Raw genomic sequence first — 26,687 nt, forward strand, 5'->3', positions numbered from 1 at the left:
GCACTTTTTCGAACAATTTTTCTGTGGAAATGGCGCTTACGTTCAGTTTCTGCTCGGCGCCGTCACCCCGGCAAATGGCAGGGTTGAGGATTTTTTGCAAGTTTCGTGCGAAAATCGAGGAACCCGCATTGTCATGCCGGGATTGCAAGCCCCCGCACCAGCCATCAATCAAGGATATTCGTGAAGAAATCATTCGCCGCCATCGCCTCCGCCCTCGTCGTCACCTGCTCTCCCGCCGCGTTCGCCGCGACGTCGATGCCGTCCGCCGACCCGGCCGTCGTCGCCGCCACCAAGGAGATGATGGCGTCGCTGAAGCTGCGTGATGTGATGCTGGCGTCGCTGAAGCAAGCGGACCAGAATATGCCGACCCAGATCGCCGCGTCGCTGAACGCGATGGTCGACGGCGATGCGACCTTGAACGCCGCCAAGAAAGCCGAGATGCGCAAGAAGCTGGAGAAGGTCCTGCCGACCGTGACCGCGCAAGTGCACGAGATGCTGACCGACCCGAGCCTCGTCGACGAGATGATGACCGAGATGGTGCCGCTATACGCCGAAACCTACACGCTGGACGAGATCCACCAGCTGTCCGCGTTTTACGCGTCGCCGCTCGGACAGAAGATGCTGGCCAATATGCCCACGCTGATGAGCCGCAGCATGGAGATCAGCAACCGCATCATGATGCCGCGGATCCAGAAGATGATGGCGCAGACTGCGCAAAGCATCACGGGCAAGTGAGGAGCAGGCGATGACCCACGTGTACAACTTCTCCGCCGGCCCCGCCGTCCTGCCGAAGGAAGTCCTGCGCCAGGCGGCCGAGGAAATGCTCGACTGGCACGGTAGCGGCATGTCCGTGATGGAAATGAGCCATCGCGGCCCCGAATTCATTTCGATCGCGAAGCAGGCCGAGGCCGATTTCCGCGAACTGCTGGGCGTACCCGCGAACTACAAGGTCTTGTTCATGCAGGGCGGGGGCCTTGGCCAGAACGCCATCATCCCGCTGAACATGCTGGGCCGCAAACCCCAGCCGGCGACGATCGACTTCGTCCACACGGGTTCGTGGTCCGGCAAGTCGCTGAAGGAAGCGCGCCGCTACGCGAACGTGAACGTCGCGGCGTCGGGCGAGGCGAGCCACTTCACGACGGTGCCGCCGCAGGAAACGTGGAAGCTCAGCGCGGACGCCGCGTACCTGCACGTGTGCACGAACGAGACCATCGACGGCGTCGAGATCGATTACGTGCCGACGGTGCAGGGCGATACGCCGCTCGTCGTCGACATGTCGTCGCACATCCTGTCGCGCCAGATCGACGTGTCGAAGTACGGCGTGATCTTCGCCGGCGCGCAGAAGAACATCGGCCCGGCGGGCCTGACGATCACGATCGTGCGCGACGACCTCCTCGACCACGCGCTGCCGATCTGCCCGGGCGTGTTCAACTGGCGCGCCGTGGCCGAGGCGGACTCGATGCTGAACACGCCGCCGACGTATGCGATCTATATCGCGGGCCTCGTGTTCGCGCACCTGAAAAAACTGGGCGGCGTGGCCGAGATGGAACGCCGCAACATCGAAAAAGCGCGCCTGCTGTACGCGGCGCTGGACGCCGACGACTTCTACCAGAATCGTGTGGCGCCCGAATATCGCTCGCGCATGAACGTACCGTTCTACCTGCGCGATGAGTCGTTGAACGAACAATTCCTGGCCGGCGCCAAAGCGCGCGGCCTGCTGCAACTGAAGGGCCACAAGTCCGTCGGCGGTATGCGGGCATCGATCTACAACGCGATGCCGATCGAGGGTGTGCAAGCCCTGGTCGATTATTTGAACGAGTTCGCGGGCCGTTAGCCCGGCCGTAGGGTGGACGGGTCCCCCGTCCACGCGTCCAACCGGCACATGCATGCCGCGCGTCCGGTTTCGCGCCACATGAACGCGTGGACGGCCGAGCCGTCCACCCTACCGTGAACGGTACCCAATGAGCAGACAATGACAGACAAACTCAAACCCCTGCGCGAACAGATCGATGCGATCGACGCGCAAATCCTCGAACTCCTCTCCCGGCGCGGCAAGGTCGCGCAGGAAGTCGGCCACGTGAAGGCCGAGACGAACGCTCCCGTGTTCCGCCCCGAACGCGAAGCGCAGGTGCTGCGCGGCGTGGCCGAGCGCAACCCGGGCCCGCTGAAGAACCAGGACGTGCAGACCATCTTCCGCGAGATCATGTCGTCGTGCCGCGCGCTGGAAAAGCGCGTGACGGTCGCCTTCCTCGGCCCCACCGGCACGTTCAGCGAACAGGCCGTGTTCCAGCAGTTCGGCAGCGCCGTCGAAGGACTGCCGTGCGTGTCGATCGACGAAGTGTTCCGCGCCACGGAGGCCGGCACCGCCGACTACGGCGTCGTCCCCGTCGAGAACTCGTCCGAGGGCGCCATCAACCGCACGCTCGACCTGATGCTCGCGACGACGACCATCATCAGCGGCGAAGTGTCGATCCCCGTGCACCACAGCCTTATGACGAAGACGGGCACGATGGACGGCGTGAAGGTCGTCTGTGCCCATTCGCAGGCACTTGCGCAATGCCAGGTATGGCTCAACCTGCATCATCCGGGCATCGAGCGGCGCGCCGTCGCGTCGAACGCGGAAGCCGCGGTGCTGGCGAGCCAGGATCCGACCGTCGCCGCGATCGCCAGCGAGATGGCGGGCGAGCAGTACAAGCTGGGCGTCGTGCAGGCGCACATCCAGGACGACCCGCACAACCGCACGCGCTTCCTGATCATCGGCAGCCAGGCCACGGGCCCGTCGGGCAAGGACCGCACGTCGATCGTGCTCGCGGTGCCGAACAAGGCCGGCGCCGTCTACAGCCTGCTCGCGCCGCTCGCGAAACACGGCGTGTCGATGACGCGCTTCGAATCGCGCCCCGCGCGCATCGGCACGTGGGAGTACTACTTCTACGTCGACGTCGAGGGCCACATCGGCGATGCCGCCGTCGGCCGCGCGCTCGAAGAACTCAAGGACAACGCCGCCTTCTTCAAGGTGCTGGGGTCGTACCCCGTCGGCCTGTGAGTCACGAATCCATCCACACGTTCAGCCAAGAGAATCCCATGTCGCAATTCGGTCCCGATTACGTCCGCGCCATCGCCCCTTACCAGGCCGGCAAACCCATTTCCGAAGTCGCCCGCGAGTTCGGCCTCGATGAAGCCAATATCGTGAAACTGGCGTCCAACGAAAACCCGTTCGGCGTGCCCGAATCGGCGAAGGCCGCAATGGCCGCCGCCGCGGCGGAACTCGGACGCTACCCGGACGCCAACGGCTTCGAGCTGAAGGCCGCGCTGGCCAAGCGCTACGACGTGCCGGCCGACTGGATCACGCTCGGCAACGGCTCCAACGACATCCTCGAGATCGCCGCCCACGCATTCGTGCAGAAGGGCCAGGCCGTCGTCTACTCGCAGTACTCGTTTGCCGTGTACGCGCTGGCGACGCAAGGCGTCGGTGCGCGCGGCATCGTGGTGCCGGCGAAGGCCTACGGCCACGACCTCGACGCGATGGCCGATGCCATCGACCCGGACACCCGCCTCGTCTACATCGCCAACCCGAACAACCCGACGGGCACGTTCATCCCGGCAGCGGAGATCGAAGCGTTCCTCGCCAAGGTGCCGTCGTCCGTCGTCGTCGTGCTGGACGAGGCGTACAACGAATACCTGGAACCGAAGGACCAGTTCGAGTCGACGCAGTGGGTGCGCAAATACCCGAACCTGATCGTCTCGCGCACGTTCTCGAAGGCCTATGGGCTCGCTGGCCTGCGCGTCGGTTTCGCCATCGCACAGCCGGCCGTGACGGACCTGATGAACCGCATCCGCCAGCCGTTCAACGTGAATTCGCTCGCGCAGGCCGCCGCCATCGCGGCGCTGAACGATAAAGCATTCCTGCAGAAGGGCTTCGAAAACAACCGCGCCGGCTACCAGCAATTGACCCAAGCGTTCGAAGAACTCGGCCTCGAATACGTGCCGTCGCACGGCAACTTCGTGCTCGTGAAAGTGGGCGAGGACGATGACGCCGGCGCGCGCGTGAACGTCGCGCTGCTGAAGCAGGGCGTGATCGTGCGTCCGGTCGGCGCGTACGGCCTGCCGCAGTGGCTGCGCATCTCGATCGGCCTGCCGGAAGAAAATGCGCGCTTCGTTGAGGCCTTGAAGAAGGCCCTCGGCTGATGTTCACGAAAGTCGTCATCGTCGGCGTCGGCCTCATTGGCGGCTCGTTCGCGCTGGGGCTGAAGGCGGCCGGCGCCGTCGGCCACGTCGTGGGCCTCGGGCGCTCCGCGCAGGCGCTGGCGCGTGCGCGCGAGCTCGGGATCATCGACGAAGCGGCATCGTCGCCGCAGGATGCGCTGCGCGGCGCGGACCTCGTGCTGCTGGCGGCGCCCGTCGCGCAGACGGGGCCGATCTTGTCGTCGCTGCTGCCTTACCTGGAGCCGCAGACGATCGTCACGGACGCGGGCAGCACCAAGTCCGACGTCGTGGTGGCCGCGCGCGCGGCGCTGGGTGACAAGATCGCGCAATTCGTGCCGGGCCACCCGATCGCCGGCCGCGAATCGAACGGCCCGGACGCGGCGATCCCCGACCTGTACCGCGGCAAGAAGACGGTGCTGGCGCCGCTGCCGGAAAATACACCGGAGGCCATCGACAAGGTGGCCGCCGCGTGGCGCACGTGCGGCGCCGTGATCCACCAGCTCACGGCGGAAGAACACGACAAGGTGTTCGCGGCCGTCAGCCACTTGCCGCACCTGCTCGCGTACGCGCTCGTCGACGACATCGCGGGCAAGCCGCACGCGGACCTGCTGTTCCAGTACGCCGCCAGCGGCTTCCGCGACTTCACCCGCATCGCCGGGAGTTCTCCGGAAATGTGGCGCGACATCACCCTCGCGAACCGCGACGCGCTGCTCGGCGAACTGGACGCGTATCTCGCTCAATTGACACACCTTCGCGCGCGGCTCGCCGCCAACGACGGGGCCGCGCTGGAGGCGACGTACGCCAACGCCCAGCGCGCCCGCCGCGCGTGGATCGAAGCGATCGAGGCCGCGGAAAAACCGCCGGCACCCGATCAGGAATCTGGAAAATGACACAAGCTAAAATCTATCCGCAGCATATCGACCTCGAACCCGTGATGCGCGTGCAAGGCACCGTACGCCTGCCGGGCTCGAAGAGCATCTCGAACCGCACCTTGCTGCTGGCCGCGCTGTCCGAAGGGACGACCACGATCCACGACCTGCTCGCGTCGGACGACACCACCGTCATGCTGGACGCGCTGCGCAAACTCGGCATCCAGTGGGAACAGAAGGACGAGCGCACGCACGTCGTGCACGGCGCCGGCGGCAAGCTGCCTGTTGCGCAGGCCGACCTGTTCATGGGGAATGCCGGTACCGCGATCCGTCCGCTGACGGCGGCGCTGGCCGTGATCGGCGGCGACTACACGTTGCACGGCGTCGAGCGCATGCACGAGCGTCCGATCGGCGACCTCGTCGACGCGCTGAACGCCGTCGGCGCCAGCATCGAATACACGGGCAATCCGGGCTATCCGCCGCTGCACATCCGCGCGGGCAAGGTGCAGCCGGACCGCATCGCCGTGCGCGGCAACGTGTCGAGCCAGTTCCTCACCGCGCTGTTGATGGCTGCGCCGCTGATGGCCGTGTCGCACCCCGTGACGATCGAGGTCGTCGGCGAGCTGATTTCCAAGCCCTACATCGAGATCACCTTGAACCTGATGCGCCGCTTCGGCGTGACGGTCGGCCAGGACGGCTGGGCCTCGTTCACCGTGCAGCCGGGCCAGACCTATCGCAGCCCGGGCAGCATCCACGTCGAGGGCGATGCGTCGTCCGCGTCGTACTTCCTGGCCGCGGGCGCCATCGCGGGCGGTCCCGTGCGCGTGGAAGGCGTCGGCAAGGACTCGATCCAGGGCGACGTGCGCTTCGCCGATGCGCTGGCGCTGATGGGCGCGACGATCACGAAGGGCGACAACTGGATCGAAGCGACGTCGAACGGCGTGTTGAAAGCGATCGACGCGGACTTCAACCACATCCCGGACGCCGCGATGACGATCGCCGTCGCCGCGCTGTACGCGGATGGCACGAGCACCTTGCGCAACATCGCCAGCTGGCGCGTGAAGGAGACGGACCGCCTGGCCGCGATGGCGACGGAGCTGCGCAAGGTTGGCGCGACGGTGGAGGAGGGCCCGGACTACATCCGCGTGACGCCGCCGGAGACGCTGTCGCCGGCGACGATCGACACCTACGACGACCACCGGATGGCGATGTGCTTCTCGCTGGCGTCGCTCGATGGCGCGGCGCGGCGCGGCAACGCCATGCGCATCAACGATCCCAAGTGCGTGGCCAAGACGTTCCCCGATTATTTCGAAACGTTTTCCGGGATCGCTCAACACGATTTATCCTGAACGGGTTGCTCGGTGTCATACGTTGGTTGAACGCGTGGACGGGGAACCCGTCCACCCCACGCTCGACGTTCAGGGATAACGCCCAGCCCGCGTTTGCCGAGAGCGCGCAGGCCACGTTGCGGTGACGGGTAGGGTGGACGGCTCTGCCGTCCACGCGTCCATGTACACTGTGCAAATCGCATCAAATAAAGATTCACAATGCCGAACACGAACATTCCCGTCATTACGATTGACGGCCCGACCGCCTCGGGCAAAGGCACGGTGGCCCACAAGGTCGCCGACCGGCTGGGTTTCCACCTGCTGGATTCCGGCGCCCTGTACCGCCTGACCGCCTTGTCCGCGCTGCGCCGCGGTACCGACCTGCGCGACGAGCATGCGCTCGCCAAGGTCGCCGAACACCTGACCATCCGCTTCCACGGCGGCCACGTCTACCTCGGCACGGAAGAGGTGAGCAACGCCATCCGCGAGGAAGAAGTCGGCAACACGGCGTCGAAGATCGCGGCGCTGCCCGGCGTGCGCCAGGCGTTGTACGGCTTGCAGCTCAGCTTCCGCCAGACGCCGGGCCTCGTGGCCGACGGGCGCGACATGGGCACCGTGATCTTTCCCAGCGCACAGCTGAAGGTGTTCCTGACAGCAAGTGTTGAGGCACGTGCGCAACGCAGATATAAGCAATTGATTGGCAAAGGATTTTCTGCTAATATGGACGATCTGCTGGCGGATTTGCAGTCCCGCGACGCGCGCGATACGCAGCGCGCCGTGGCACCGCTGATGCCGGCCGAAGGGGCGCGTATCCTCGATACCTCGCAGATGACGGCGGACGAAGCCGTCGAACAGGTGCTGGCCTGGTACGCACACCCCTGAACAAGAATAAGTCCCCGTCGTCGAGGGGATGCAGCGCGCGCCGTGCGAACGGCGCGTTTTTGGTGCCCGGGGCGTGTTGCCGCGGGTGTGGTTCAACTTGACCCAGTTCAGATCGCATATGGCCGGTCTGCTGGCTAACATCTCAAAACTTATGGCTACTGCAGCAAATCAAGATACCGGTATGGAAAGCTTCGCAGCACTCTTCGAAGAGTCGCTGGCCCGTCAAGACATGCGTTCGGGCGAAGTCATCTCCGCCGAAGTCGTGCGTCTGGATCACAACTTCGTGATCGTCAACGCCGGCCTGAAGTCGGAAGCTTTCATCCCCATCGAAGAATTCAAGAATGACCAGGGCGAACTGGAAGTCAACGTGGGTGACTTCGTTTCCGTGGCCATCGAATCGCTGGAAAACGGTTTCGGCGATACCATCCTGTCGCGCGACAAGGCCAAGCGCCTGGCTTCGTGGCTGGCTCTGGAAAAAGCAATGGAATCGGGCGAGATCGTCACCGGTACCGTCAACGGTAAAGTCAAAGGCGGCCTGACCGTCCTGACCAACGGCATCCGCGCATTCCTGCCGGGTTCGCTGGTCGACACCCGTCCGGTCAAGGACACGACCCCGTTCGAGGGCAAAACCCTGGAATTCAAGGTCATCAAGCTGGATCGCAAGCGTAACAACGTCGTGCTGTCGCGTCGCGCCGTCATCGAAGCATCGATGGGCGAAGAGCGTGCGAAGCTGATGGAAACGCTGAAAGAAGGCACGGTCGTGACCGGCGTCGTCAAGAACATCACCGACTACGGTGCGTTCGTCGACCTGGGCGGCATCGACGGCCTGCTGCACATCACCGACCTGGCATGGCGTCGTGTGCGTCACCCGTCGGAAGTCCTGTCGGTTGGTCAAGAGATCACCGCCAAGGTCCTCAAGTACGATCAAGAAAAGAACCGCGTCTCGCTGGGCGTCAAGCAACTGGGCGACGATCCGTGGACCGGCCTGTCGCGTCGCTACCCGCAAGGCACCCGCCTGTTCGGCAAGGTCACGAACCTGACCGACTACGGTGCGTTCGTGGAAGTCGAGCAGGGCATCGAAGGCCTGGTGCACGTCTCGGAAATGGACTGGACCAACAAGAACGTGGCCCCGAACAAGGTTGTCCAGCTGGGCGACGAAGTCGAAGTCATGGTTCTGGAAATCGACGAAGAGCGTCGCCGTATCTCGCTGGGCATGAAGCAGTGCAAGGCGAATCCGTGGGACGATTTCGGCATGACTCACAAGAAGGGCGACAAGGTCAAAGGTCTGATCAAGTCGATCACCGACTTCGGCGTGTTCATCGGCCTGCCGGGCAACATCGACGGTCTGGTGCACCTGTCCGACCTGTCGTGGACGGAAGCCGGCGAAGAAGCCGTCCGTCGCTTCAAGAAGGGCGACGAGCTGGAAGCCGTCGTGCTGGCGATCGACGTCGAGCGCGAGCGTGTCTCGCTGGGCGTCAAGCAGCTGGAAGGCGACCCGTTCAACAACTTCGCTTCGCTGAACGACAAGGGCACCCTGGTCACCGGCACCGTGAAGTCGGTTGAGCCGAAAGGCGCCGTGATCGCGCTGAACGACGAAGTCGAAGGCTACCTGCGCGCTTCGGAAATCGCCCGCGACCGCGTGGAAGATGCCGGCACCCACCTGAAAGTGGGCGACAAGGTCGAAGCCCTGGTCATCAACATCGACCGCAAGGCACGCAGCATCCAGCTGTCGATCAAGGCCAAGGACAACGCCGAAACCCAGGAAGCCATGCAGAAGCTGGCTTCGGACAACAGCGCAGCAACCGGCACCACGTCGCTGGGCGCTCTGCTGAAGGCCAAGTTCGACAACAAGAACTAAGCAAAGGTTCAATCCTTTTCGGAAGCTAAGCAGATGACCAAGTCCGAGCTGATCAACCGCCTGGCCGAGCGCTATTCTCAGCTGGTGGCAAAAGACGCCGAGTTTGCCGTCAAGACCATTCTCGACGCGATGACCAATGCTCTCTCGAGCGGCCAGCGCATCGAGATCCGCGGTTTCGGCAGCTTTGCCCTGAACAGCCGGCCGCCTCGCATCGGCCGCAACCCGAAGTCCGGCGACAAGGTGATGGTGCCCGAAAAACGGGTGCCCCACTTCAAACCGGGCAAGCAGTTGCGCGAGCGGGTGGATGCGATGGTCGGGCAGCCGATCATCGAAGACTGATTCGTCTGCGACAGATTCAAAAACGGCGTCCGCGAGGGCGCCGTTTTTTTTGATAAATGTAACGACGCATTGCAGCCCGGATGCCATCCGGGCAACCCACGTATAATCACGCCGCACGCGCACAACGGCCGGGCCGGCCGTTCTAGGAATATCGTTTCAAATATGCGACACTGCGCCTTTGCCGTCTTTCCACTCGGGACCTGCTGATGAAACTCGTCTCCACCATCGTCGGTTGCCTGCTGTTCGTCCTGTTCTTCAGCTTCGCCTTGAAGAACACGCACCAGGTCGACCTGCACTTCTTCCTGAACTACGAGGTGCGGGGGCCGCTGGTGCTGATGCTGCTGGCGTTCTTCATCGCCGGCGCTTTCCTCGGCATCCTGGCCGTAACGCCGACCGTGTTCCGCCACCGCCGCGAAAGCTCGCGGCACAAGCACACGATCCAGGCCCTGCAGAGCGCGGCCGGCACCGCCGCCAACGCGCCGCAGCCGGATGGCGTCACGCCGCGCTGAACGTAATACAAGATCATCAATAAGAACAACATATGGAATTTGAAATCTGGTGGCTGCTCGGCATCCCCGTCTTTTTTGCCCTCGGCTGGATCGCCGCCCGCGTCGACATCAAGCAACTCGTCTCCGAATCGCGCAGCCTCCCGCGCGGCTATTTCAAGGGCCTGAACTTCCTCCTCAACGAGCAGCCGGACAAGGCCATCGACGCGTTCATCGAGATCGTCAAGCTCGACCCGGAGACGGCCGACATGCACTTCGCGCTGGGTAACCTGTTCCGCCGCCGCGGCGAGACGGAGCGGGCGATTCGCGTCCACCAGAACCTGCTGTCGCGCCCGGACCTGCCGATCGAGCAGCAGGTGCACGCGCAGTACGAACTTGGCATGGACTACCTGAAAGCGGGCCTGCTGGACCGCGCCGAGGAAACGTTCAACCTGCTCGTCGACACGCCGTACGGCGTGCAGGCGCGGCGCGCGCTGCTGGAGATCTTCCAGCGCGAGAAGGAATGGCGCCGCGCGATCGCCGCCGCCGAGGGCCTGATGGAATCGGGCGCCGGCGCGTACCACAAGGAAATCGCCCAGTTCTATTGCGAACTGGCGCAGGACGCCCTCGTGCACATGCACTCTGACGAAGCGAAGTCGCTGCTGGACAAGGCCCTGCAGACCGACCGCAAGAGCGTGCGCGCGACGATGTTGTGCGGCGACGCCCTCAAGGCCGAAGGCGACATCGAAGGCGCGCTGAAGACGTGGCGCCGCGTGGAGCAGCAAAGCGTGCCGCACGCGGCCCTCGTCGCGACGCGCCTGATGGATGGCTACCGCGCCGTCGGCCGCCCGCAGGAAGGCGTGAACCTGCTGCGCTCCTATCTCGAAGAAGCGTCGTCGATTGATCTGATCGAGGTCGTCTTCAAGGCCGTCATTGAACTCAACGGCGTGGAGGCTGCCAAACAGCTGGTGGTCGAAGAACTGCGCCGCAACCCGACGTTGCTGGGCCTCGACAAGCTGCTGGAAGCGCGCCTGATGGACGCGCCGGCCAACGTGTGGGAAGAGCTGTCGATGGTGAAGAACCTGGTGCACGGCTATACGCAGAAGCTGGCGCGCTACCAGTGCAGCCACTGCGGCTTCAAGGCGCGTCAGTATTACTGGCAATGCCCGGGGTGCAGCAAATGGGAGACTTACCCACCGCGCCGCACCGAAGAACTGAATGTGATGAACTAAGCTTAGAAACTGACCATGAAGATTACGATTATCGGCACCGGCTATGTCGGCCTCGTCACGGGCGCCTGCCTGGCGGAACTCGGCAACGACGTCTTTTGTCTCGACGTCGACCAACGCAAGATCGACCTGCTGAACAACGGCGGCATCCCTATCCACGAACCGGGCCTGGAAGAAGTCGTCGCGCGCAACCGCGCGGCTGGCCGCCTGCAGTTCTCGACGGACGTCGCGGCCAGCGTCGCGCACGGCCAGCTGCAATTCATCGCCGTCGGCACGCCGCCGGACGAAGATGGTTCCGCCGACCTGCAATACGTGCTGGCCGCCGCCCGCAACATCGGCCGCCACATGACCGGCTACAAGGTCATCGTCGACAAGTCCACGGTGCCGGTCGGCACGGCCGATCGCGTCGCGGCGGCAGTGCGTGAGGAACTCCATGCGCGCGGCGAGGGGAGCATGGAATTCGCCGTCGTGTCGAACCCCGAGTTCCTGAAGGAAGGCGCTGCCGTCGAAGACTTCATGCGCCCGGACCGCATCGTGATCGGCACCGACGACACCCCCGCGGGCCTGCGCGCGCGCGACGTCATGAAGCTGCTGTACGCGCCGTTCAACCGCAACCACGAGCGCGTGTACTGGATGGACGTGCGCTCGGCCGAGTTCACGAAGTACGCCGCCAACGCGATGCTCGCGACGCGCATCTCGTTCATGAACGAACTGGCGAACCTGGCCGACCAGGTGGGCGCCGACATCGAAGCCGTCCGCCACGGCATCGGTTCCGACCCGCGCATCGGCCACAGCTTCCTGTACGCGGGCGCCGGCTACGGCGGCTCGTGCTTCCCGAAAGACGTGCAGGCGCTCGAGCGCACGGCACGCCAGTACGACCAGGAACTGCTCATTCTGCGCGCCGTGGAAGCCGTCAACGACCGCCAGAAGCAGGTGCTGGGCCGCAAGGTCGTGCAGCGCTTCGGCGAAGACCTGACGGGCATGAAATTCGCCGTCTGGGGCCTCGCATTCAAGCCGAACACGGACGACATGCGCGAGGCGCCGTCGCGCGTGCTGCTGAAGGAATTGATCGAGCGGGGCGCCAGTGTCGCCGTGCACGATCCCGTCGCGATGGAAGAAGCGCAGCGCGTGCTGGCGCTCGACCTCTCCGCCGACCAGCTGGCGCGCGTCGCCTTCAAGGCGACGCCGATGGACACGCTGGATGGTGCGGAAGCCCTCGTGATCGTGACCGAGTGGAAGGCGTTCCGCAGCCCCGACTTCGAACAGATCAAGGCGCGCCTGAAGCACCCGGTGATCATCGATGGCCGCAACCTGTTCGAGCCGCCGCTGATGACGGGCCTGGGCATCGAATATCACGGCATCGGCCGTTCCGTTTTGACGGGCAAGTGAGGCGCGCATGACCGGTACGATTCCAAGCCGCCTGCTGCCGACCGACAGCTACCGCCACGCCGAAGCCCCGAAGCTGGACAGCGTGCGCCTGCTCGTCGTGGGCGACGTCATGCTCGACCGCTACTGGTTCGGCGACGTGTCGCGCATCTCTCCAGAAGCGCCGGTGCCCGTCGTGCGCATCGAGCGCCGCGAGGAGCGCCTGGGCGGTGCCGCCAACGTGGCCCGCAACGCGGCGGCCCTCGGCACGCATTGCGGCCTGCTGGGTGTCGTCGGTGCCGACGAAGCCGGCGACCAGGTCGAGAAGATCCTGCGCGAATCCAGCATCCACAGCTATCTGAAGCGCGACGAGGCGATCTCCACCATCATCAAGCTGCGCGTCATCGGACGCCAGCAGCAGATGGTGCGCATCGACTTCGAAGAGGCGCCCACGGAAACGATCCTGCGCGACAAGCTCACGCAATTCAAGGCGCTGCTGCCCGACTACGACGTGATCATCCTGTCCGACTACAACAAGGGCAGCCTCGTGAACGTGGCCGAGATGATCCGCGCCGCGCGCGCGGCCGGCAAGACCGTCATGGTCGATCCGAAGGGCGACGATTTCACGCCGTATGCGGGCGCCACGATGCTCACGCCGAACAAGTCGGAACTCAAGCGCATCGTCGGCAGCTGGAAGACGGAAGAGCAGCTGACGGAAAAGGCCCAGAAGCTCCGCGAGGATCTCGGCCTGGAAGCGCTGCTGCTCACCCGCTCGGAAGAGGGCATGAGCCTGTACACGGCGAACGAGGTGCTGCACGTCCACGCGGACGCGCGCGAGGTGTTCGATGTCTCGGGCGCCGGCGACACCGTCATCGCGACGATGGCCGCCATGCTGGGCGCGGGCGCGCCGCTGCCGGAAGCGCTGGCGACGGCGAACCGCGCGGGCGGCATCGTCGTCGGCAAGCTGGGCACGGCCACCGTCACCCGCGACGAGTTGTTCGCCCAGCGGCGCAAGGAGGACGGCCACGCGTGATCATCGGGCATTGCGTCGACACAAATCACGTCGTCAACGCAATGCCGCTCCCATCCGTTATGGCACCAGGCGGCCATCCCAGGCAGCCACCCAAAGATAACGGAGAAACGAGATGATCAAGAAGCTGTTGCTTGCAGTCGCCACGCTGGTGGCCTCGATGGGCTTTGCGTTCGCCCAGGTCGACGTCAACAAGGCCGATGCCGCCGCGCTGGACTCGGTCAAGGGCGTCGGCCCGGCCATGTCGAAGACGATCATCGACGAGCGCACCAAGGCCGGTCCGTTCAAGGACTGGGCCGATTTCCAGAAACGCGTGAAAGGCGTCGCCGACAAGCGCGCGACCCAGCTGTCGAAAGCCGGCCTGCAGGTGAATGGCCAGTCGAAGGAAGGCGCACCGATGACGGCAACGGCACCCAAGGCCGACAAGACCGACATGAAGGCCGCCAAGCCGGCCAAGATGGGCGCCAAACCGGCCGACATGAAGGCCAAGCCGGAGGCGGGCAAGTCGGCCAGCTGACCGGCGCCTTGCACGATCCGAACCCCGCCGCGTGCGGGGTTTTTGTTTTGTACAAAAGTATTTTATTGCCGACACCGGTCCAGCCCCATACGCGGTGTTCCAACTCGGATTAGAATGGCGCTTTCGCGTTCGCAAAAGAGTAGGCAATGGCATACAAGACCATCGAAGACACGATCGGCAATACCCCGCTGGTGCAACTGGTGCGCATCCCCGGGCCGGAAGCGGCGGCCCGCAACAACATCATCCTCGGCAAGCTCGAAGGCAACAACCCGGCGGGCTCCGTGAAGGACCGCGCCGCGATGTCGATGCTGCGCGGCGCCGAGGCGCGCGGTCAGATCAAGCCGGGCGACACGCTGATCGAAGCGACGAGCGGCAACACGGGCATCGCGCTGGCGATGGCGGCCGCGATCCGCGGCTACAAGATGGTGCTGCTGATGCCGGACAACCTGTCGGTGGAGCGCCGCCAGAGCATGGCAGCGTACGGCGCCCAGATCATCCTGACGCCGAAGACGGGCGGCATGGAATACGCGCGCGACCTGGCCGAGCAGATGCAGCGCGACGGCCAGGGCATCATCCTCGACCAGTTCGGCAACCAGGACAATCCGCGCGCCCACTACGAGACGACCGGGCCGGAAATCTGGCGCGACACGGAAGGCCGCGTCACGCACTTCGTCAGCGCGATGGGCACGACCGGCACGATCATGGGCGTGTCGCGCTACCTGAAGGAGAAGAACGAGGGCATCCGGATCGTCGGCGCGCAGCCGGAAGAGGGATCGTCGATCCCCGGCATCCGCAAGTGGCCGGAAGCGTACCTGCCGAAGATCTTCGACAAGTCGCGCATCGACCAGGTGGAAAACGTGACGCAGGCCGCGGCTGAACAGATGGCGCGCCGCCTGGCGGCCGAAGAGGGCATTTTCTGCGGTATTTCCGCGGCCGGCGCCTGCGAAATCGCGTTACGCATTTCGCAGACGGTCGAGAATGCGACGATCGTGTTCATCGTCTGCGACCGCGGCGATCGTTATTTGTCGACGGGCGTGTTCCCCGCTTGAATCGTGCCCGGCGCGAGGGCGTGGCGCTGGGTCTTTGATCCGCATTCGCTGCGGAGTAAAACGTACTCAGGTGCGCGTACTCAGGTGCGCGTGCTCCGGTGCGGCGGCATCAATGGCCGCCGTCCGGGGTGATGCAGATCATTGCTCGGCGCCGGCGCCGCCTGCGCTGTCCTTGTCTTTCGGCTTGAACTGCTTGTCGCTGATGCGGAACTTGGCACGACGGTCGCCCATCAGGTAGCGCAGGTCACGGATCGACAGGTCCGACACTTCGTGCATGCGGATCAGCAGCGAGGCACCGACCGGCAGGCGGTGGTGGCGGATCTTCGAGATTACCGGCGGCGCGACTTCCAGTGCGCGCGACAGCGCTGCGTCGTTCTTCAGGCGCAGGTTCTCGATCAGCGTGTCGAGCAGGCGATTCGGGTTGTATTGCAGCAGTTCGTCGTTTTCCGAATCGCTGTTCATATCGATACCGACTTGGTTCGTCATGATTCAATTCCTATGAGGGTTCGTCAGGGGCTCACGGCGCACGTCCAGATCCTTCTGGATGTGAAAGTGTCTACTAAATTATACAACTAATTTCAAATTTAGTACTTAAGAGCAATAAAATCCGGGGCTTTTGTTGGGTCCGTTGTTCAATCACAACAATAGCCTCAATGCAATTCTCTCACAAACTCACCGCGAAGATAATTGTTTTTTATTTAAACTTAAGTGTAAAGCAATTATCGATGCGCCGACGCACGATTAGGAATTGAGTGGTGGAATGACAACTTGTGAGGGGGTATCGGGGCAGAGCGGCTGTTTCCTAGAAGAACTGTCAAGCGGAAACGACGATACCCCGGGGGAGTATAACATTGTCACGACGTCATGAACTCGACCGTATTTATGACAATGCTGTTACAAACTGATACAAAGTTGTTGCTCTGAGCACTACATTGCGCGCGCCAATCGGACGGCGCGGCCCAGTTCGACGACGGACATGGCATAGAAATAACTGCGGTTGTATTTAGTGATAGCAAAAAAGTTAGCATTCACTACCCAATACTCCGTCGGGTCGCCGCCATTTTGTAAATCGACGAGACCGTACAGTCGCCCGTCCGGCAACGGGGTGCGCGTGGCGACGCCGGCGCCGTCCAGGTCGGTCGGACGGTAGCGGGCTTCGAGGCCGCCGACGAGCCCTTGCCACGCGAGGCTGGGCGCCACGTCGGCCGGGAAGACGGCCGGGCCCGTGCTGTTGCGATCCCAGCCGTGCTGGACGAGGAAGTTCGCGACGCTGCCGATCGCATCCTGCGCGGAGCCGCGCAAGTCGACCATGCCGTCGCCGTCGAAGTCCACGCCGTACTTCAAGATACTGCTCGGCATGAATTGCGGCATGCCGACGGCGCCCGCAAACGAGCCCAGCAGCGAAAACGGATCGATGTGTTCCTTACGTGCCAACAACAGCGTGCTTTCCAGTTCGCCGCGGAAGAACGCCATGCGATCCTGGCGATTCGGCGCTTCCGGATAGGCGAAGGCGAGGGTGGTCAGCACGTCGACGACGCGGAAGCGTCCCGTGTCGCGCCCGTAGATCGTTTCCACGCCGAGGATGCCGGCGATGATTTCGGCCGGCACGCCATACGTGGCCTCCGCGCGCGCGAGGGCGTCCGCGTTCTCGTTCCAGAAGCGCACGCCCGCATTGACGCGGATCGGCTCGATGAAGCGGTCGCTGTACGCGCGCCAGTTCTTCGGCTTGCCTGGCGGCGCCGGTTTCACGAGATGGACTGCGGAATCGAGGAAGCGCGCGCGCCGGATCACGTCCTCGATGGTCGCGCGGTCGAAGCCGTTGCGCGTGACCATGTCGTCCTCGAAGTCGCGCACGGCCTGCCACTCGCCGAAGTTGACGGCCTCGCCGTCGTAGTCGATCGTCGGGCGGGCGGGCGCAGAGACGACCTTGGCGGCCTTGCGCGATGTCTTTGTCTTGGCGGACTTGGAGGACTTGGCGGCCGTGGCGGATTTCGCCTTGGCGGCATGGGTATGGTGCAACGAGGATGCGGCGACCGCATCCGCCGCTCCCTCGGCGCCGACGGCCAGGGCTAGCAGCAATGGAACGAAGGATTTCATCGAACTCGGGACAGCAAATCTCTCAGGATGGGAACGAGGCCGGTGCCCGGACTCTGCGGTCCGTAGCGGTAAGCGCTGTAGCGGCGCAGGAATTCCGCTGCTGCCGCGCTCGGTTCAGGCGCCAGGCCGGCGCCATCGAGGCGGCCCGCGTACGCCGTCGGACCTTCGTCCGGCGCGCGCGGCAGGCCCAGCTGGCCGAGGCGCTGGCACAGCATCGAGTATAGCGCATCGACCGGGTCGGCTTTTCGCCGCTGCGAGAATTTTCTGACCAGAAACAACAGCGCACAGAGCATGGTCAGCAGCGCCAGGCTTTGCCAATGGGACAATCCTTCCTGCAAGCGATCGACGAGGCGCTGCTGGCGCTGCGGCGTGTAATTCAGCACCCACTGGTTCCAGCCATTGTTGACGGCGCCGATCGCGTAGCGGATCCGGCCCAGCAGCGAGCCGGGATCGGGTTGCAGCAGTCCGGCCAGACCGTCGAGGCCGAACGGCACCATCGGCGGCAGCGCCCGCGCGAGGCTGTGTTCCACGCGCCCCGGCGCCACGGCGGCCGTCGGGTCGACGCGAACCCAGCCGCGGCGCGGCAGCCACACCTCGGCCCACGCGTGGGCATCGGATTGGCGCACGGTGAGGTAGCCGTCGATGGGATTCAAGTCGCCGCCCTGGTAGCCCGTCACGACGCGCGCCGGCACGCCGGCCGCACGCATCAGGAACACGAAGGCCCCCGCATAGTGCTCGCAAAAGCCGGCGCGCGTGCCGTACAGGAAATCGTCGATGGAGTCGGGGCCCGGCAGCAGCGGCGGGTGCAGCGTGTAGACGAAGCCGTCGCGCGCAAACCGGCGCAGCACGGCCGCCACGCGGCGCGCCGGATCGGGCTCGGCCGTCAGCGCCTGGCCGGCCGCGCGGGCGCGCGGATCGACGCCGTAGGGCAGGCTCAGCCAGCGTCCGTCGACGGCCGTCGCTTGCGGCTGCAGGCTGTAGTGGACGTAGGAAGCGAGGTGGTAGCGCACGCGGTCCGAGATCGGCGCCAGCGCCTGGAATTCCAGCTCGTCCGACAGGCCGACACCGCGGCCCGGCAGCTCGGGCAGCGCGCGCGGCATCTCGAGCGCGAACAGCCAGCGCGTGTTGGACGCTTCCAGCGTGACTTCGTAGCCGACGGGCTTGCCGCCCACGGACAGCGACAGCGGCTCCGCGTGCTGCGACGGGAGCACGCGCGTCCACGTGCGGCCGTCGTAGTCGCCCAGCACGGGGCCGCGCCAGTACAGCTGCGGTTGCGGCGGCACGGGGCCGTCGAATTTCACGCGGAACGCGACGTCTTCCGACTGCGCCAGGTCCGACATCTGGCCGGGCGCCATCGTGTCCGACAAGCCCGTCCGGGACGCGTGCGCATCGTCCGGCATGCCCCACAGCGGGCCTTCGATGCGGGGGAACAGGACGAACGCGGCGCCGGCCAGCGGCAGCGCGAGCGCCAGCACCTTCGCACCCATCCACAGCCGCGTGCGCAGCGGCGGGACGGCGCCCGTCAGCTGGAACGACAGCTGCGTGGCCAGCAGCGCAACGATCGAGGCGAGCATCAGCATGGCCGTCGGGATCGACTGCGAATAAAAGAAATTCGTCAGCACGAGGAAGTAGCAGAGGAACACGACGACGAACAGGTCGCGCCGCGCATGCATCTCCAGCATCTTGAAGGCGACGAGCAGCACGAGCATCGCGACACCCGCGTCGCGCCCCAGCAGCGTGTGGTACTCGCGCAGTACGCCCGCCATCGCGGCCGCCGCAATCGGTACGAGGACGAGGTTCGATGGCAGCCGCCGGCCCAGCAACGTGACGCCGGCGCGCCAGGCCAGCGTCGCACCGCACAGCGCACTGACCCACGCCGGCAGGTGCGCCGCGTGCGGCACCAGCACGAGCAGGCTCGCGGCGACGAGCAGCAGCGTATCCTGCTTGTCGCGCGACAGCGGCGCCGGCAACGCGAATCTCATGCGGCGTCCTCCGCGATGCCGTACAGCGCCAGTGCGCGCAGGCACGCGGCTTCGTGCGCCGTGCCGAGGCCCGTGTCGTAGCGGATGCGGCCCAGGCGGAACGCGTACGGCAGCGCGCGCTGCTCCGCTTCCAGCACCCAGCGGGTCATCCGGGCGAGGCGCAGTTCGACGTCGAGGTGCGGGGGCAGCGCGTCGAAGTCGAGCTCGAGATCGTCGACGGTGCCGCCCTCGAAATGCTTGGTGACGAGCGGTCCGCCCAGCGCCGGGTCGAGCCGGGCGATCTGGCGCCATGCGAGGTGGCGCAGCGCGTCGCCCGGCTGGTAGTTGCGCACACCCGCGAAATCGTCGCTGCCCGTGCTGCCGGCACCGTCCGGGCTTGGACGGCCCAGCATCGGCAACGGCGGGGCGTCCTGCTCGGGGAACGGGTAGACGAGGGCGCGGCTGTCCGGCTGCCACCAGCTCCACGCGCGGAACAGGCCCAGCGGGAATTGCGTGGACAGGCGCACGCGCGGCGCGCGCATCCAGCCGCGCGCCTGCGTGGACGCGCGCAGTACGAGCGCCGTGGTGGCGCCGGCCGTCACGTCGACGGCCTGGCGCGGTTCGGCGACGTGCTCGACATCGATCCAGACGGCGTAGCGGGCGAGGCGCGTCGGATTCTCGACGCGCAGTTCGAACGGCGCGTCCTCGCCGGCGAACACGGCGGGCGCGCGGCCGGCGCTGAGCACGAGGCCGGCCAGGTTGCGCGTCGTCTGTACCATGTCGACCACGGCGCACGCGCCGGCGACGAACGTGAGGCCGAAGCCGAGGCCGAGGTTGTAGTTGACGGAGCCGACCAGCAGCACGAGCAGCAGCGCGGCAAAGCCCAGCCCCGCACGCGTCGGGAGAATGTACACGCGCCGCTGGCTGAGGAACACGCTGCCCGCGTCGCGTGCCGTCGTGCGCGCGCGCCACAGGGCGCGCTTGCGGTCCAGCCATCCGCGCGGTCGCGTCATCGTGCCGGCTGCGTGCGCCATGTCATAAGGGGACCGATTTCTGCAGCTGGAGAACGAGATCGCGGCTCGCCATCGCCACGCCCTGCGCCGACCGCAGCGGCCGCAGGCGGTGCGCGCACACGGGCACGAGCAGGGTCTGCACGTCTTCCGGGATCACGTGGTCGCGGCCTTCCAGCGCGGCCCAGGCGCGCGCGGCCTGCAGCAGCGCCAGCACGGCGCGCGGCGACAGCCCTTCCGCGAACAGCTTGCCCGAGCGCGACGCCTGCGCCAGGGCCTGCAGGTAGTCGACGAGGGCGCCGGACGCGTGGATCGCGCGCAGCGAGCGCTGGGCATCGACGAGTTCTTCCGGGCGCATCACCGGTTCGATGGTCTTCAGCATGGCGCGGCGGTCCTCGCCCATCAGCAGGGCGCGCTCGGCGGCGGGGTCCGGATAGCCCAGCGACAGGCACATCAGGAAGCGGTCCAGCTGCGATTCCGGCAGGGGGAACGTGCCGACCTGGTGTGCCGGGTTCTGCGTCGCGATGACGAAGAACGGTTCCGGCAGCGCACGAGTGACGCCGTCCGCCGTGACCTGGCGCTCTTCCATTGCCTCCAGCAGGCCCGATTGCGTCTTCGGGGTCGCGCGGTTGATCTCGTCGGCGAGCAGCACCTGCGTGAAGATCGGCCCCGGGTGGAACACGAAGCCGTTCTTTTCGCGCTCGTAGACGGAGATGCCCGCGACGTCGGCCGGCAGCAGGTCGCTCGTGAACTGGACGCGGTTGAACCGCAGGCCCAGCGCCAGCGCCAGCGCGTGCGCGAGCGTGGTCTTGCCGACGCCGGGCACGTCGTCGATGAGCAGGTGGCCGCCGGCCAGCAGACAGGCGACGGCGAGGCGGACCTGCTGGTCCTTGCCGACCACGATCTGGCTGACCTGGCGCGCGGCGGCATGCAATTTGTTGAACATGGATGGCTTCCGGTGGTCGTTCGGGGCGGCACGGCGGGCAGGCATGGTAGATTAGCGCTGTTAGCCATCCGTATGCCTGCGTCAACATGCCTTTCCCATCGATTCTATGCGAGAACGGGCGGGCACGCGTCACGGATGAGCGCCACGCGCAATCAAGACCATGAGCACAGCCATTTACAGCCACCCGGACTGTTCCCTGCACCAGATGGGCAGCTGGCATCCGGAATGCCCCGAGCGCCTGCGCGCCATCGAGGACCAGTTGATCCTCGCGCGCCTGGACGGCCTCGTCGAGCGCGTCAGCGCGCCCCTCGCGGACGAGGCCGACATCCTGCGCAACCACACGCAGGACGCGCTCGACCGCGTGCGCGACAACCTGCCGACGGCGCCGGGCGAACTCTATCCGCTCGACGGCGACACCTTGCTGTGCAAGGACAGCTACCGCGCCGCCCTGCGCGCCGCGGGCGCCGCCGTCGCCGCGACGGATGCCGTCGTCGCGGGCACGATCAATAACGCGTTCTGCGCCGTGCGGCCGCCGGGCCACCACGCGCGGCCGTCGGAGGCGATGGGCTTCTGCCTGTTCAACAACGTCGCCATCGCCGCCCGGCGCGCGCTCGATGTGCACGGGCTCGAACGCGTCGCGATCATCGATTTCGACGTCCACCACGGCAACGGCACGGCCGAGTCGTTCAAGGACGATCCGCGCGTGCTGATGGCCAGCTTCTTCCAGCACCCGTTCTATCCGTACACGGAGCCGGAACCGATCACGGCCACGTGCGTCAACGTCCCCGTGCCCGCGTACAGCGGCGGCGACGTCGTGCGCAAGCTCGTCGCCGAGCAATGGCTGCCGGCGCTGCACGCGTTCCGCCCGCAGATGATCTTCTTCTCGGCCGGCTTCGACGCCCACAAGGAAGACGACATGGGGAACATGGCGCTCGTCGAGGCGGACTACGCGTGGATCACGCACCAGATCGCCGACGTCGCGCGCCTGTACGCGGGCGGACGCATCGTCAGCTGCCTCGAAGGCGGCTATGCGCTGTCGGCGCTGGGCCGCAGCGTCGTCGCGCACGTCAAGGCGCTTGCCGACATCGACTAGCGTATCGCTTCGGTCGAGTTGTTTTGTCGTCCCGGCGTCGGGTTTTCAGCTCCCCCGGCAATTGACACCTCCATCCCGCCGTCCTACATTGGATCGGCTGCCGCAAGCGCTGGAAGCAGCGGCAACATCGAACCAGACGACGGAGACGGAGGGAGAGATGAAACTGATGCGCTGGCTGACAGCGCTGTGCCTGCTCGCGATCACGGGCCTGGCATCGGCGACGAACTACACGCTGTGGATCAACGGCCGCAACGGCGGCGGCACCATCGGCAACTACGACAGCTTTACCTACTGGGGCCCCGCATCCGCGGCGGCCGGCGTCAACAAGAAGGCCGTCAACTGGGACGGCTACAACAGCATCGCCACGCAGAACTACCGCATCCGTTACGCCCTCGACTGCTTCTGCACCGGCAACAACTGGTGCTATATCGCGACGCACAGCGCGGGCGACCTGATGCTGGGCTACGTGCTCGCCAACTACGGCGGCTCGGCGCGCATGAAGAAGAATCCCGCGCCGAATTCGTCGGGCATCTGCGGCAACAGCGACGGCACGTCGCAGACCGGCTGGAACATCAAGTGGGTGCGCGCGGCGGCCGGTGCGGCCGGCGGCTCTGAACTGGCCGACTACGGCTCGTGGGCCGTCTCCGACCCCTTGACGCAAGACCTCAAGACGACGACGGCGCGCGCCATGTACAACCACAACGTCACGCGCGGCATCTGGTTCTACATGTACGCGGGCGCGCGCGGCGCGGCGTATTCCGCCATCCTTCCCGGCCAGGACGACGAGGTCGTCGCCTACCACAGCGCGGGCGGCGTCTCAGGCAGTTCCGGCGGCGCCTTCTGCAATCCCAGCGACTGGTTCTGCAACGACCTGACGCTCGGCACCGCCGCCAACCAGGGTGGCAGCTTGAAGTGGAGCTATCACTCCGTCTCGTTCCGCGACGACGGCGAGTCGTACAACCACTACACGAACGGCAACTGGGGAGGCATCGTGTCCGTCGTGCGCGGCGCGATGGTGAACAGCGCCTACTAGCGCGGCGCCACGGCCGCATCGCATCGTTGCCGCAGGAGCCACCCGCTTGGCTCCTGCCGCAATTGACACTCCGTTCCCGCGGTCCTACATTGGATCGGCTGCGTATCGTTGGCCACAAGCCCGGTCCGCAGCCGCGACATCGAACCGCACGACGACATAACGACAACGGAGGAGAGATGAAACTGATGCGCTGGCTGATGGCGCTGTGCCTGCTCGGGATCACAGGGATGGCATCGGCGACGAACTACACGCTGTGGATCAACGGCCGCACGGGCGGCGGCACGATCGGCGACTACAACAGCTTCACGTACTGGGGCCCCGCATCCACGGCGGCCGGCGTCAACAAGAAGGCCGTCAACTGGGACGGCTACAACAGCATCGCCTCGCAGAGCTATCACATCCGCGACGCCCTCGACTGCTTCTGCACCGGCGCCAACTGGTGCTATATCGCGACGCACAGCGCGGGCGACCTGATGCTGGGCTACACGCTCGCCAACTACGGCGGCTCGGCGCGCCAGAAAAAGAACGCGGCGCCGAATTCGTCGGGCGTGTGCGGCAACAGCGACGGCACGTCGCAGACCGGATGGAACATCAAGTGGGTGCGCGCCGCGTCCGGCGCGGGCGGTGGTTCCGAACTGGCCGACTACGGCTCGTGGGCCGTCTCCGACCCGCTGACGCAAGACCTCAAGACGACGACGGCGAGGGCCATGTACAACCACAACGATACGCGCGGCATCTGGTTCTACATGTACGCGGCCGCCAAGGGCACGGCGTATTCCGGCATCCTGCCCGGCCAGGATGACGAGGCCGTCGCGTACCACAGCTCGGGCGGCGTGTCCGGCAGTTCCGGCGGCTCGTACTGCAATCCCAGCGACTGGTTCTGCAACGACCTGACGCTCGGGACCGCGGCCAACGAGGGCGGCAGCCTGAAATGGAGCTACCACTCCGTATCGTTCCGCGACGACAGCGAGTCGTACAACCACTACACGAACGGCAACTGGGAAGGCATCGTGTCCGTCGTGCGCAACGCGATGGTGAACAGTGCCCTCTAGCGGTCCGCCTGACCGGCCGCGCGCGCCGCGGCCATCCAGCCCGCCACGGCCCCGTCTGCGCGCCGTGGCGCTGGGCGCGGCGGCCGTCGCCGTCGTGGCGCTGCTCGCGTGGAGCGCCATGCAGGGCGACGCGCCCGCGCCTGTCGTAGCCAACGCCCGGCCGGCCGCGCCGGGCGCGCCGCATTTCTTCGGGCCCGTGCAGGCCGGCGGCGCGCCACCGCCGCCGGGCGACCGCGTGGCCCAGCGCCGGGTGCTCGTCGAGAACGTGCAGCTGACCGACCACACGTATTGCAGCTACCGCACGGCGAGCCAGTACCCGGTCGGGTCGCGCCCGATGACGGAAAACCCGGACCAGAACCGCCCGAACGACCCGGTCACGTCGATGAACGCGATGCACGCGGACGGCGGCGGCACCGATGGCCGCATCCAGCTGCAGACGTCGCAGTCGCGCGTCTACATGGCGTCAGGCGAATCGGTGGCGTTCTCGCTGCGCGCCGTCGACGCCGACGGCAACACGCTGCCCCTTGTGATCACGCGCGCCATCGCGGAAGGCATCACGTACCGCGGCACGCGCACGACGCCGCAGGTGTCCGTACCGTTCGTCGACGACGGCACGGGTGCCGACCCGGTCCCGAACGATGGCGCCTTCGCCGGCGTGCTCGCACCCGCGCAGACGGGCCTCGCGTCGTTCAACGGCACCATCCGCACGGAAGTGCGCTACAACGCGGGCGGCAAGAGCGGCGTCGTGCAGTTCGACGTCATCTACACGCCGGAGCTGCCGGGCACGTGGGCGGGGCCGCCGCGCGAAGCCGTCGAGGAGGGCTCGCTCGTGTTCCACCTGCCGCTCGACGTGCGCATCCCGGGCCGCTACATCGTCAACGGCCGCGTCGACGACGCCCGCGGCCGACCGGTCGCGCTGCTGACCTTCAACGACGTCCTGGGCCCGGGCCCGAACGACGTCAGGCTGACGATGTTCGGCAAGCTGCTGCGCGACGAGGCGCCCGTCGCACCGTTGACCTTGCGCGACGTCGACGGCTACCTGCTGAAGGAAAACACGGACCCCGACCGCGCGCTGCTGCCGCGCCTGCAGGGCAAGGTGCTCACGGCCGCCGCGCACGCATCGAAAAGCTATTCCGACGCCGAATGGCAGAGCGAGGAACGGTCGCGCTACCTGACCGAATACGGCAAGGACGTGCGCGAAGCGCGGGCCCGACTGACCGCGTTCGACCCGGCCGCGCCGCCGCCACCCAGCGAGTGCATCCCCGCGACACGCTGAGCGGGAGTCTCTGCGTTGCCCGTCAATACGCCGGAATTAGCGTAAAATAGAGGGTTGCACGCAGATTTGAAGGTTTAGCATGTCGATTCAATGGTTCCCAGGCCACATGGCCGCCGCCCGCAAGCAGGCCGCGGAACAGATGGAAAACACGGACGTGGTCATCGAGGTCCTGGACGCCCGCCTGCCCGAGGCGAGCAGCAATCCGATGGTCGAGGAGTTGCGCAAGTTCCGCCAGCGTCCCTGCCTGAAGGTGCTGAACAAGACCGACCTCGCCGACCCCGCCGCTACCGCGGCCTGGGCCGCGTGGTATGACGCGCAGGACGGCGTCACCGCGTACCCGATGACGACGAAGAAGCCGTCCGACGTGGCGCGCCTTCCCGACCTGTGCAAGGCGCTGGCGCCGCACCGGGGCGTGCCGACGAAACCGTTGCGCATCATGATCATGGGCATTCCGAACGTGGGCAAGTCCACGTTGATGAACGCGCTGTTGAAAAAGCGCGTGGCGAAGGTCGGCGACGAGCCGGCCGTCACGAAGTCCCAGCAAAAGCTCTACCTGGACAAGTTCACGGTGCTCGTCGACACGCCGGGCATGCTGTGGCCGAAGATCGAGATGGAAAGCGACGGCCTGATGCTGGCGGCCAGCCACGCGATCGGCACGAACGCCGTCATCGAGGAAGAGGTCGCGGAATACCTGGGCACCTTGCTGCTGCAGCGCTATCCGCACCTGCTGACCGCGCGCTACGGCGTCAAGACCGAGGGCCTGGACGGTTTCGGCGTGATCGAAGGCGTCGCGCAACGCCGCGCGTTCCGCGTGCGCGGGGGCGACTACGACTACGAAAAGGCGGCGCACGTGCTGCTGCAGGATTATCGCCAGGGCGCACTGGGCCGCATCAGCCTGGAAACCCCGCAGAGCCGCGCCGAGGCGCTCGAGCGGCACCGCATCGAGATGGAAGAGAAGGCGCGCATCGCGGCCGAGAAGGCGGCGCGCAAGGCGGAAGAGGCGGCGCGCGGGAAGCGCGGTACCTGATCGCCAGCATCATGCGGTTATTCGGTGGGCGGAGGCCG

Annotated in this window: 25 protein-coding genes; 20 read left to right on the top strand and 5 right to left on the bottom strand. The window is 65.9% G+C overall.

Annotated elements, in window-relative coordinates; translation table 11 throughout:
* The first annotated feature begins 180 nt into the window (after positions 1-180).
* The 15 genes from NX784_RS28965 (at position 181) to cysM (ending at position 15,154) form a co-directional block, all read left to right on the top strand.
* Positions 181-735: a DUF2059 domain-containing protein gene (locus NX784_RS28965; protein WP_258818475.1), complete on the top strand. Its 555-nt coding sequence runs from the start codon at positions 181-183 to the stop codon at positions 733-735.
* A gap of 10 nt (positions 736-745) precedes the next feature.
* Positions 746-1,834: a 3-phosphoserine/phosphohydroxythreonine transaminase gene (serC, locus tag NX784_RS20155; protein ID WP_258818476.1), complete on the top strand. Its 1,089-nt coding sequence runs from the start codon at positions 746-748 to the stop codon at positions 1,832-1,834.
* A 138-nt stretch (positions 1,835-1,972) separates the two neighbouring features.
* The gene (gene pheA, locus NX784_RS20160) at positions 1,973-3,043 is read left to right on the top strand and encodes a prephenate dehydratase (RefSeq protein WP_258818477.1); all 1,071 of its coding nucleotides are present in this window, start codon (positions 1,973-1,975) and stop codon (positions 3,041-3,043) included.
* A gap of 38 nt (positions 3,044-3,081) precedes the next feature.
* Positions 3,082-4,185, top strand: coding sequence for a histidinol-phosphate transaminase (gene hisC, locus NX784_RS20165; RefSeq protein WP_258818478.1), 1,104 nt, complete (start codon positions 3,082-3,084; stop codon positions 4,183-4,185).
* Complete coding sequence (locus NX784_RS20170) at positions 4,185-5,093, top strand: prephenate dehydrogenase (protein WP_258818479.1); 909 nt, start codon at positions 4,185-4,187, stop codon at positions 5,091-5,093. The genes hisC and NX784_RS20170 overlap by 1 nt, the downstream gene beginning before the upstream one ends.
* Positions 5,090-6,421: a 3-phosphoshikimate 1-carboxyvinyltransferase gene (gene aroA / locus NX784_RS20175; RefSeq protein WP_258818480.1), complete on the top strand. Its 1,332-nt coding sequence runs from the start codon at positions 5,090-5,092 to the stop codon at positions 6,419-6,421. The genes NX784_RS20170 and aroA overlap by 4 nt, the downstream gene beginning before the upstream one ends.
* Positions 6,422-6,619: 198 nt before the next feature.
* A complete protein-coding gene (gene cmk, locus NX784_RS20180) occupies positions 6,620-7,282 on the top strand; it encodes a (d)CMP kinase (RefSeq protein ID WP_258818481.1) in 663 nt (220 codons plus the stop codon).
* A 151-nt stretch (positions 7,283-7,433) separates the two neighbouring features.
* On the top strand, positions 7,434-9,140 hold the full coding sequence (gene rpsA, locus NX784_RS20185; protein WP_082548402.1) for a 30S ribosomal protein S1: 1,707 nt from the start codon (positions 7,434-7,436) through the stop codon (positions 9,138-9,140).
* 33 nt (positions 9,141-9,173) lie between these two features.
* Positions 9,174-9,479, top strand: coding sequence for an integration host factor subunit beta (locus tag NX784_RS20190; RefSeq protein WP_075795246.1), 306 nt, complete (start codon positions 9,174-9,176; stop codon positions 9,477-9,479).
* A 206-nt stretch (positions 9,480-9,685) separates the two neighbouring features.
* Positions 9,686-9,988 (top strand): LapA family protein, encoded by a 303-nt coding sequence (locus tag NX784_RS20195; protein ID WP_258818482.1) that lies wholly within the window; start codon positions 9,686-9,688, stop codon positions 9,986-9,988.
* A 32-nt stretch (positions 9,989-10,020) separates the two neighbouring features.
* The gene (lapB, locus tag NX784_RS20200) at positions 10,021-11,196 is read left to right on the top strand and encodes a lipopolysaccharide assembly protein LapB (protein ID WP_258818483.1); all 1,176 of its coding nucleotides are present in this window, start codon (positions 10,021-10,023) and stop codon (positions 11,194-11,196) included.
* A 15-nt stretch (positions 11,197-11,211) separates the two neighbouring features.
* Positions 11,212-12,582, top strand: coding sequence for a UDP-glucose dehydrogenase family protein (locus tag NX784_RS20205; protein WP_258818484.1), 1,371 nt, complete (start codon positions 11,212-11,214; stop codon positions 12,580-12,582).
* A gap of 7 nt (positions 12,583-12,589) precedes the next feature.
* Complete coding sequence (rfaE1, locus tag NX784_RS20210) at positions 12,590-13,591, top strand: D-glycero-beta-D-manno-heptose-7-phosphate kinase (protein ID WP_258818485.1); 1,002 nt, start codon at positions 12,590-12,592, stop codon at positions 13,589-13,591.
* A 112-nt stretch (positions 13,592-13,703) separates the two neighbouring features.
* A complete protein-coding gene (locus tag NX784_RS20215) occupies positions 13,704-14,105 on the top strand; it encodes a ComEA family DNA-binding protein (protein WP_258818486.1) in 402 nt (133 codons plus the stop codon).
* Between the two features lie 146 nt (positions 14,106-14,251).
* On the top strand, positions 14,252-15,154 hold the full coding sequence (cysM, locus tag NX784_RS20220) for a cysteine synthase CysM (protein ID WP_258818487.1): 903 nt from the start codon (positions 14,252-14,254) through the stop codon (positions 15,152-15,154).
* A 138-nt stretch (positions 15,155-15,292) separates the two neighbouring features.
* Here cysM and NX784_RS20225 read toward each other — a convergent pair whose 3' ends face one another.
* From NX784_RS20225 to NX784_RS20245, 5 genes are all read right to left on the bottom strand, one after another.
* Positions 15,293-15,640, bottom strand: coding sequence for a hypothetical protein (locus tag NX784_RS20225; RefSeq protein WP_166859826.1), 348 nt, complete (start codon positions 15,638-15,640; stop codon positions 15,293-15,295).
* A gap of 441 nt (positions 15,641-16,081) precedes the next feature.
* Positions 16,082-17,251, bottom strand: a complete 1,170-nt coding sequence (gene mltB, locus NX784_RS20230) for a lytic murein transglycosylase B (RefSeq protein ID WP_258818488.1) — start codon at positions 17,249-17,251, stop codon at positions 16,082-16,084.
* Positions 17,248-19,233, bottom strand: coding sequence for a transglutaminase TgpA family protein (locus NX784_RS20235; protein WP_258818489.1), 1,986 nt, complete (start codon positions 19,231-19,233; stop codon positions 17,248-17,250). Before NX784_RS20235 ends, mltB begins: the two co-directional genes overlap by 4 nt.
* Positions 19,230-20,225, bottom strand: a complete 996-nt coding sequence (locus tag NX784_RS20240) for a DUF58 domain-containing protein (protein WP_258818490.1) — start codon at positions 20,223-20,225, stop codon at positions 19,230-19,232. Before NX784_RS20240 ends, NX784_RS20235 begins: the two co-directional genes overlap by 4 nt.
* A 22-nt stretch (positions 20,226-20,247) precedes the next feature.
* On the bottom strand, positions 20,248-21,168 hold the full coding sequence (locus NX784_RS20245) for an AAA family ATPase (protein ID WP_258818491.1): 921 nt from the start codon (positions 21,166-21,168) through the stop codon (positions 20,248-20,250).
* 160 nt (positions 21,169-21,328) lie between these two features.
* On the opposite strand from NX784_RS20245, the gene NX784_RS20250 reads away from it, so the two are divergent.
* From NX784_RS20250 to ylqF, 5 genes are all read left to right on the top strand, one after another.
* A complete protein-coding gene (locus NX784_RS20250) occupies positions 21,329-22,261 on the top strand; it encodes a histone deacetylase family protein (protein ID WP_258818492.1) in 933 nt (310 codons plus the stop codon).
* 157 nt (positions 22,262-22,418) lie between these two features.
* On the top strand, positions 22,419-23,294 hold the full coding sequence (locus tag NX784_RS20255) for a hypothetical protein (protein ID WP_258818493.1): 876 nt from the start codon (positions 22,419-22,421) through the stop codon (positions 23,292-23,294).
* 176 nt (positions 23,295-23,470) lie between these two features.
* Entirely contained in the window at positions 23,471-24,346 is an 876-nt protein-coding gene (locus tag NX784_RS20260; RefSeq protein WP_258818494.1) for a hypothetical protein, read from the top strand.
* Positions 24,336-25,622 carry a choice-of-anchor X domain-containing protein gene (locus NX784_RS20265; RefSeq protein WP_258818495.1) on the top strand — a complete coding sequence of 429 codons (1,287 nt, stop codon included), beginning with the start codon at positions 24,336-24,338 and terminating at the stop codon, positions 25,620-25,622. Before NX784_RS20260 ends, NX784_RS20265 begins: the two co-directional genes overlap by 11 nt.
* A gap of 79 nt (positions 25,623-25,701) precedes the next feature.
* A complete protein-coding gene (gene ylqF, locus NX784_RS20270; RefSeq protein ID WP_258818496.1) occupies positions 25,702-26,649 on the top strand; it encodes a ribosome biogenesis GTPase YlqF in 948 nt (315 codons plus the stop codon).
* Positions 26,650-26,687: the final 38 nt, after the last annotated feature.

The sequence above is a fragment of the Massilia pinisoli genome, from assembly GCF_024753285.1.
GTDB lineage: Bacteria > Pseudomonadota > Gammaproteobacteria > Burkholderiales > Burkholderiaceae_D > Telluria > Telluria pinisoli.

Excerpts from the sequence above, each read along its gene's own strand:
- serC (WP_258818476.1), top strand. The coding sequence starts at position 746 with ATGACCCACGTGTACAACTTCTCCGCCGGCCCCGCCGTCCTGCCGAAG.
- pheA (WP_258818477.1), top strand. The coding sequence starts at position 1,973 with ATGACAGACAAACTCAAACCCCTGCGCGAACAGATCGATGCGATCGAC.
- hisC (WP_258818478.1), top strand. The coding sequence starts at position 3,082 with ATGTCGCAATTCGGTCCCGATTACGTCCGCGCCATCGCCCCTTACCAG.
- NX784_RS20170 (WP_258818479.1), top strand. The coding sequence starts at position 4,185 with ATGTTCACGAAAGTCGTCATCGTCGGCGTCGGCCTCATTGGCGGCTCG.
- aroA (WP_258818480.1), top strand. The coding sequence starts at position 5,090 with ATGACACAAGCTAAAATCTATCCGCAGCATATCGACCTCGAACCCGTG.
- cmk (WP_258818481.1), top strand. The coding sequence starts at position 6,620 with ATGCCGAACACGAACATTCCCGTCATTACGATTGACGGCCCGACCGCC.
- rpsA (WP_082548402.1), top strand. The coding sequence starts at position 7,434 with ATGGCTACTGCAGCAAATCAAGATACCGGTATGGAAAGCTTCGCAGCA.
- NX784_RS20190 (WP_075795246.1), top strand. The coding sequence starts at position 9,174 with ATGACCAAGTCCGAGCTGATCAACCGCCTGGCCGAGCGCTATTCTCAG.
- NX784_RS20195 (WP_258818482.1), top strand. The coding sequence starts at position 9,686 with ATGAAACTCGTCTCCACCATCGTCGGTTGCCTGCTGTTCGTCCTGTTC.
- lapB (WP_258818483.1), top strand. The coding sequence starts at position 10,021 with ATGGAATTTGAAATCTGGTGGCTGCTCGGCATCCCCGTCTTTTTTGCC.
- NX784_RS20205 (WP_258818484.1), top strand. The coding sequence starts at position 11,212 with ATGAAGATTACGATTATCGGCACCGGCTATGTCGGCCTCGTCACGGGC.
- rfaE1 (WP_258818485.1), top strand. The coding sequence starts at position 12,590 with ATGACCGGTACGATTCCAAGCCGCCTGCTGCCGACCGACAGCTACCGC.
- NX784_RS20215 (WP_258818486.1), top strand. The coding sequence starts at position 13,704 with ATGATCAAGAAGCTGTTGCTTGCAGTCGCCACGCTGGTGGCCTCGATG.
- cysM (WP_258818487.1), top strand. The coding sequence starts at position 14,252 with ATGGCATACAAGACCATCGAAGACACGATCGGCAATACCCCGCTGGTG.
- NX784_RS20225 (WP_166859826.1), bottom strand. The coding sequence starts at position 15,640 with ATGACGAACCAAGTCGGTATCGATATGAACAGCGATTCGGAAAACGAC.
- mltB (WP_258818488.1), bottom strand. The coding sequence starts at position 17,251 with ATGAAATCCTTCGTTCCATTGCTGCTAGCCCTGGCCGTCGGCGCCGAG.
- NX784_RS20235 (WP_258818489.1), bottom strand. The coding sequence starts at position 19,233 with ATGAGATTCGCGTTGCCGGCGCCGCTGTCGCGCGACAAGCAGGATACG.
- NX784_RS20240 (WP_258818490.1), bottom strand. The coding sequence starts at position 20,225 with ATGACGCGACCGCGCGGATGGCTGGACCGCAAGCGCGCCCTGTGGCGC.
- NX784_RS20245 (WP_258818491.1), bottom strand. The coding sequence starts at position 21,168 with ATGTTCAACAAATTGCATGCCGCCGCGCGCCAGGTCAGCCAGATCGTG.
- NX784_RS20250 (WP_258818492.1), top strand. The coding sequence starts at position 21,329 with ATGAGCACAGCCATTTACAGCCACCCGGACTGTTCCCTGCACCAGATG.
- NX784_RS20255 (WP_258818493.1), top strand. The coding sequence starts at position 22,419 with ATGAAACTGATGCGCTGGCTGACAGCGCTGTGCCTGCTCGCGATCACG.
- NX784_RS20260 (WP_258818494.1), top strand. The coding sequence starts at position 23,471 with ATGAAACTGATGCGCTGGCTGATGGCGCTGTGCCTGCTCGGGATCACA.
- ylqF (WP_258818496.1), top strand. The coding sequence starts at position 25,702 with ATGTCGATTCAATGGTTCCCAGGCCACATGGCCGCCGCCCGCAAGCAG.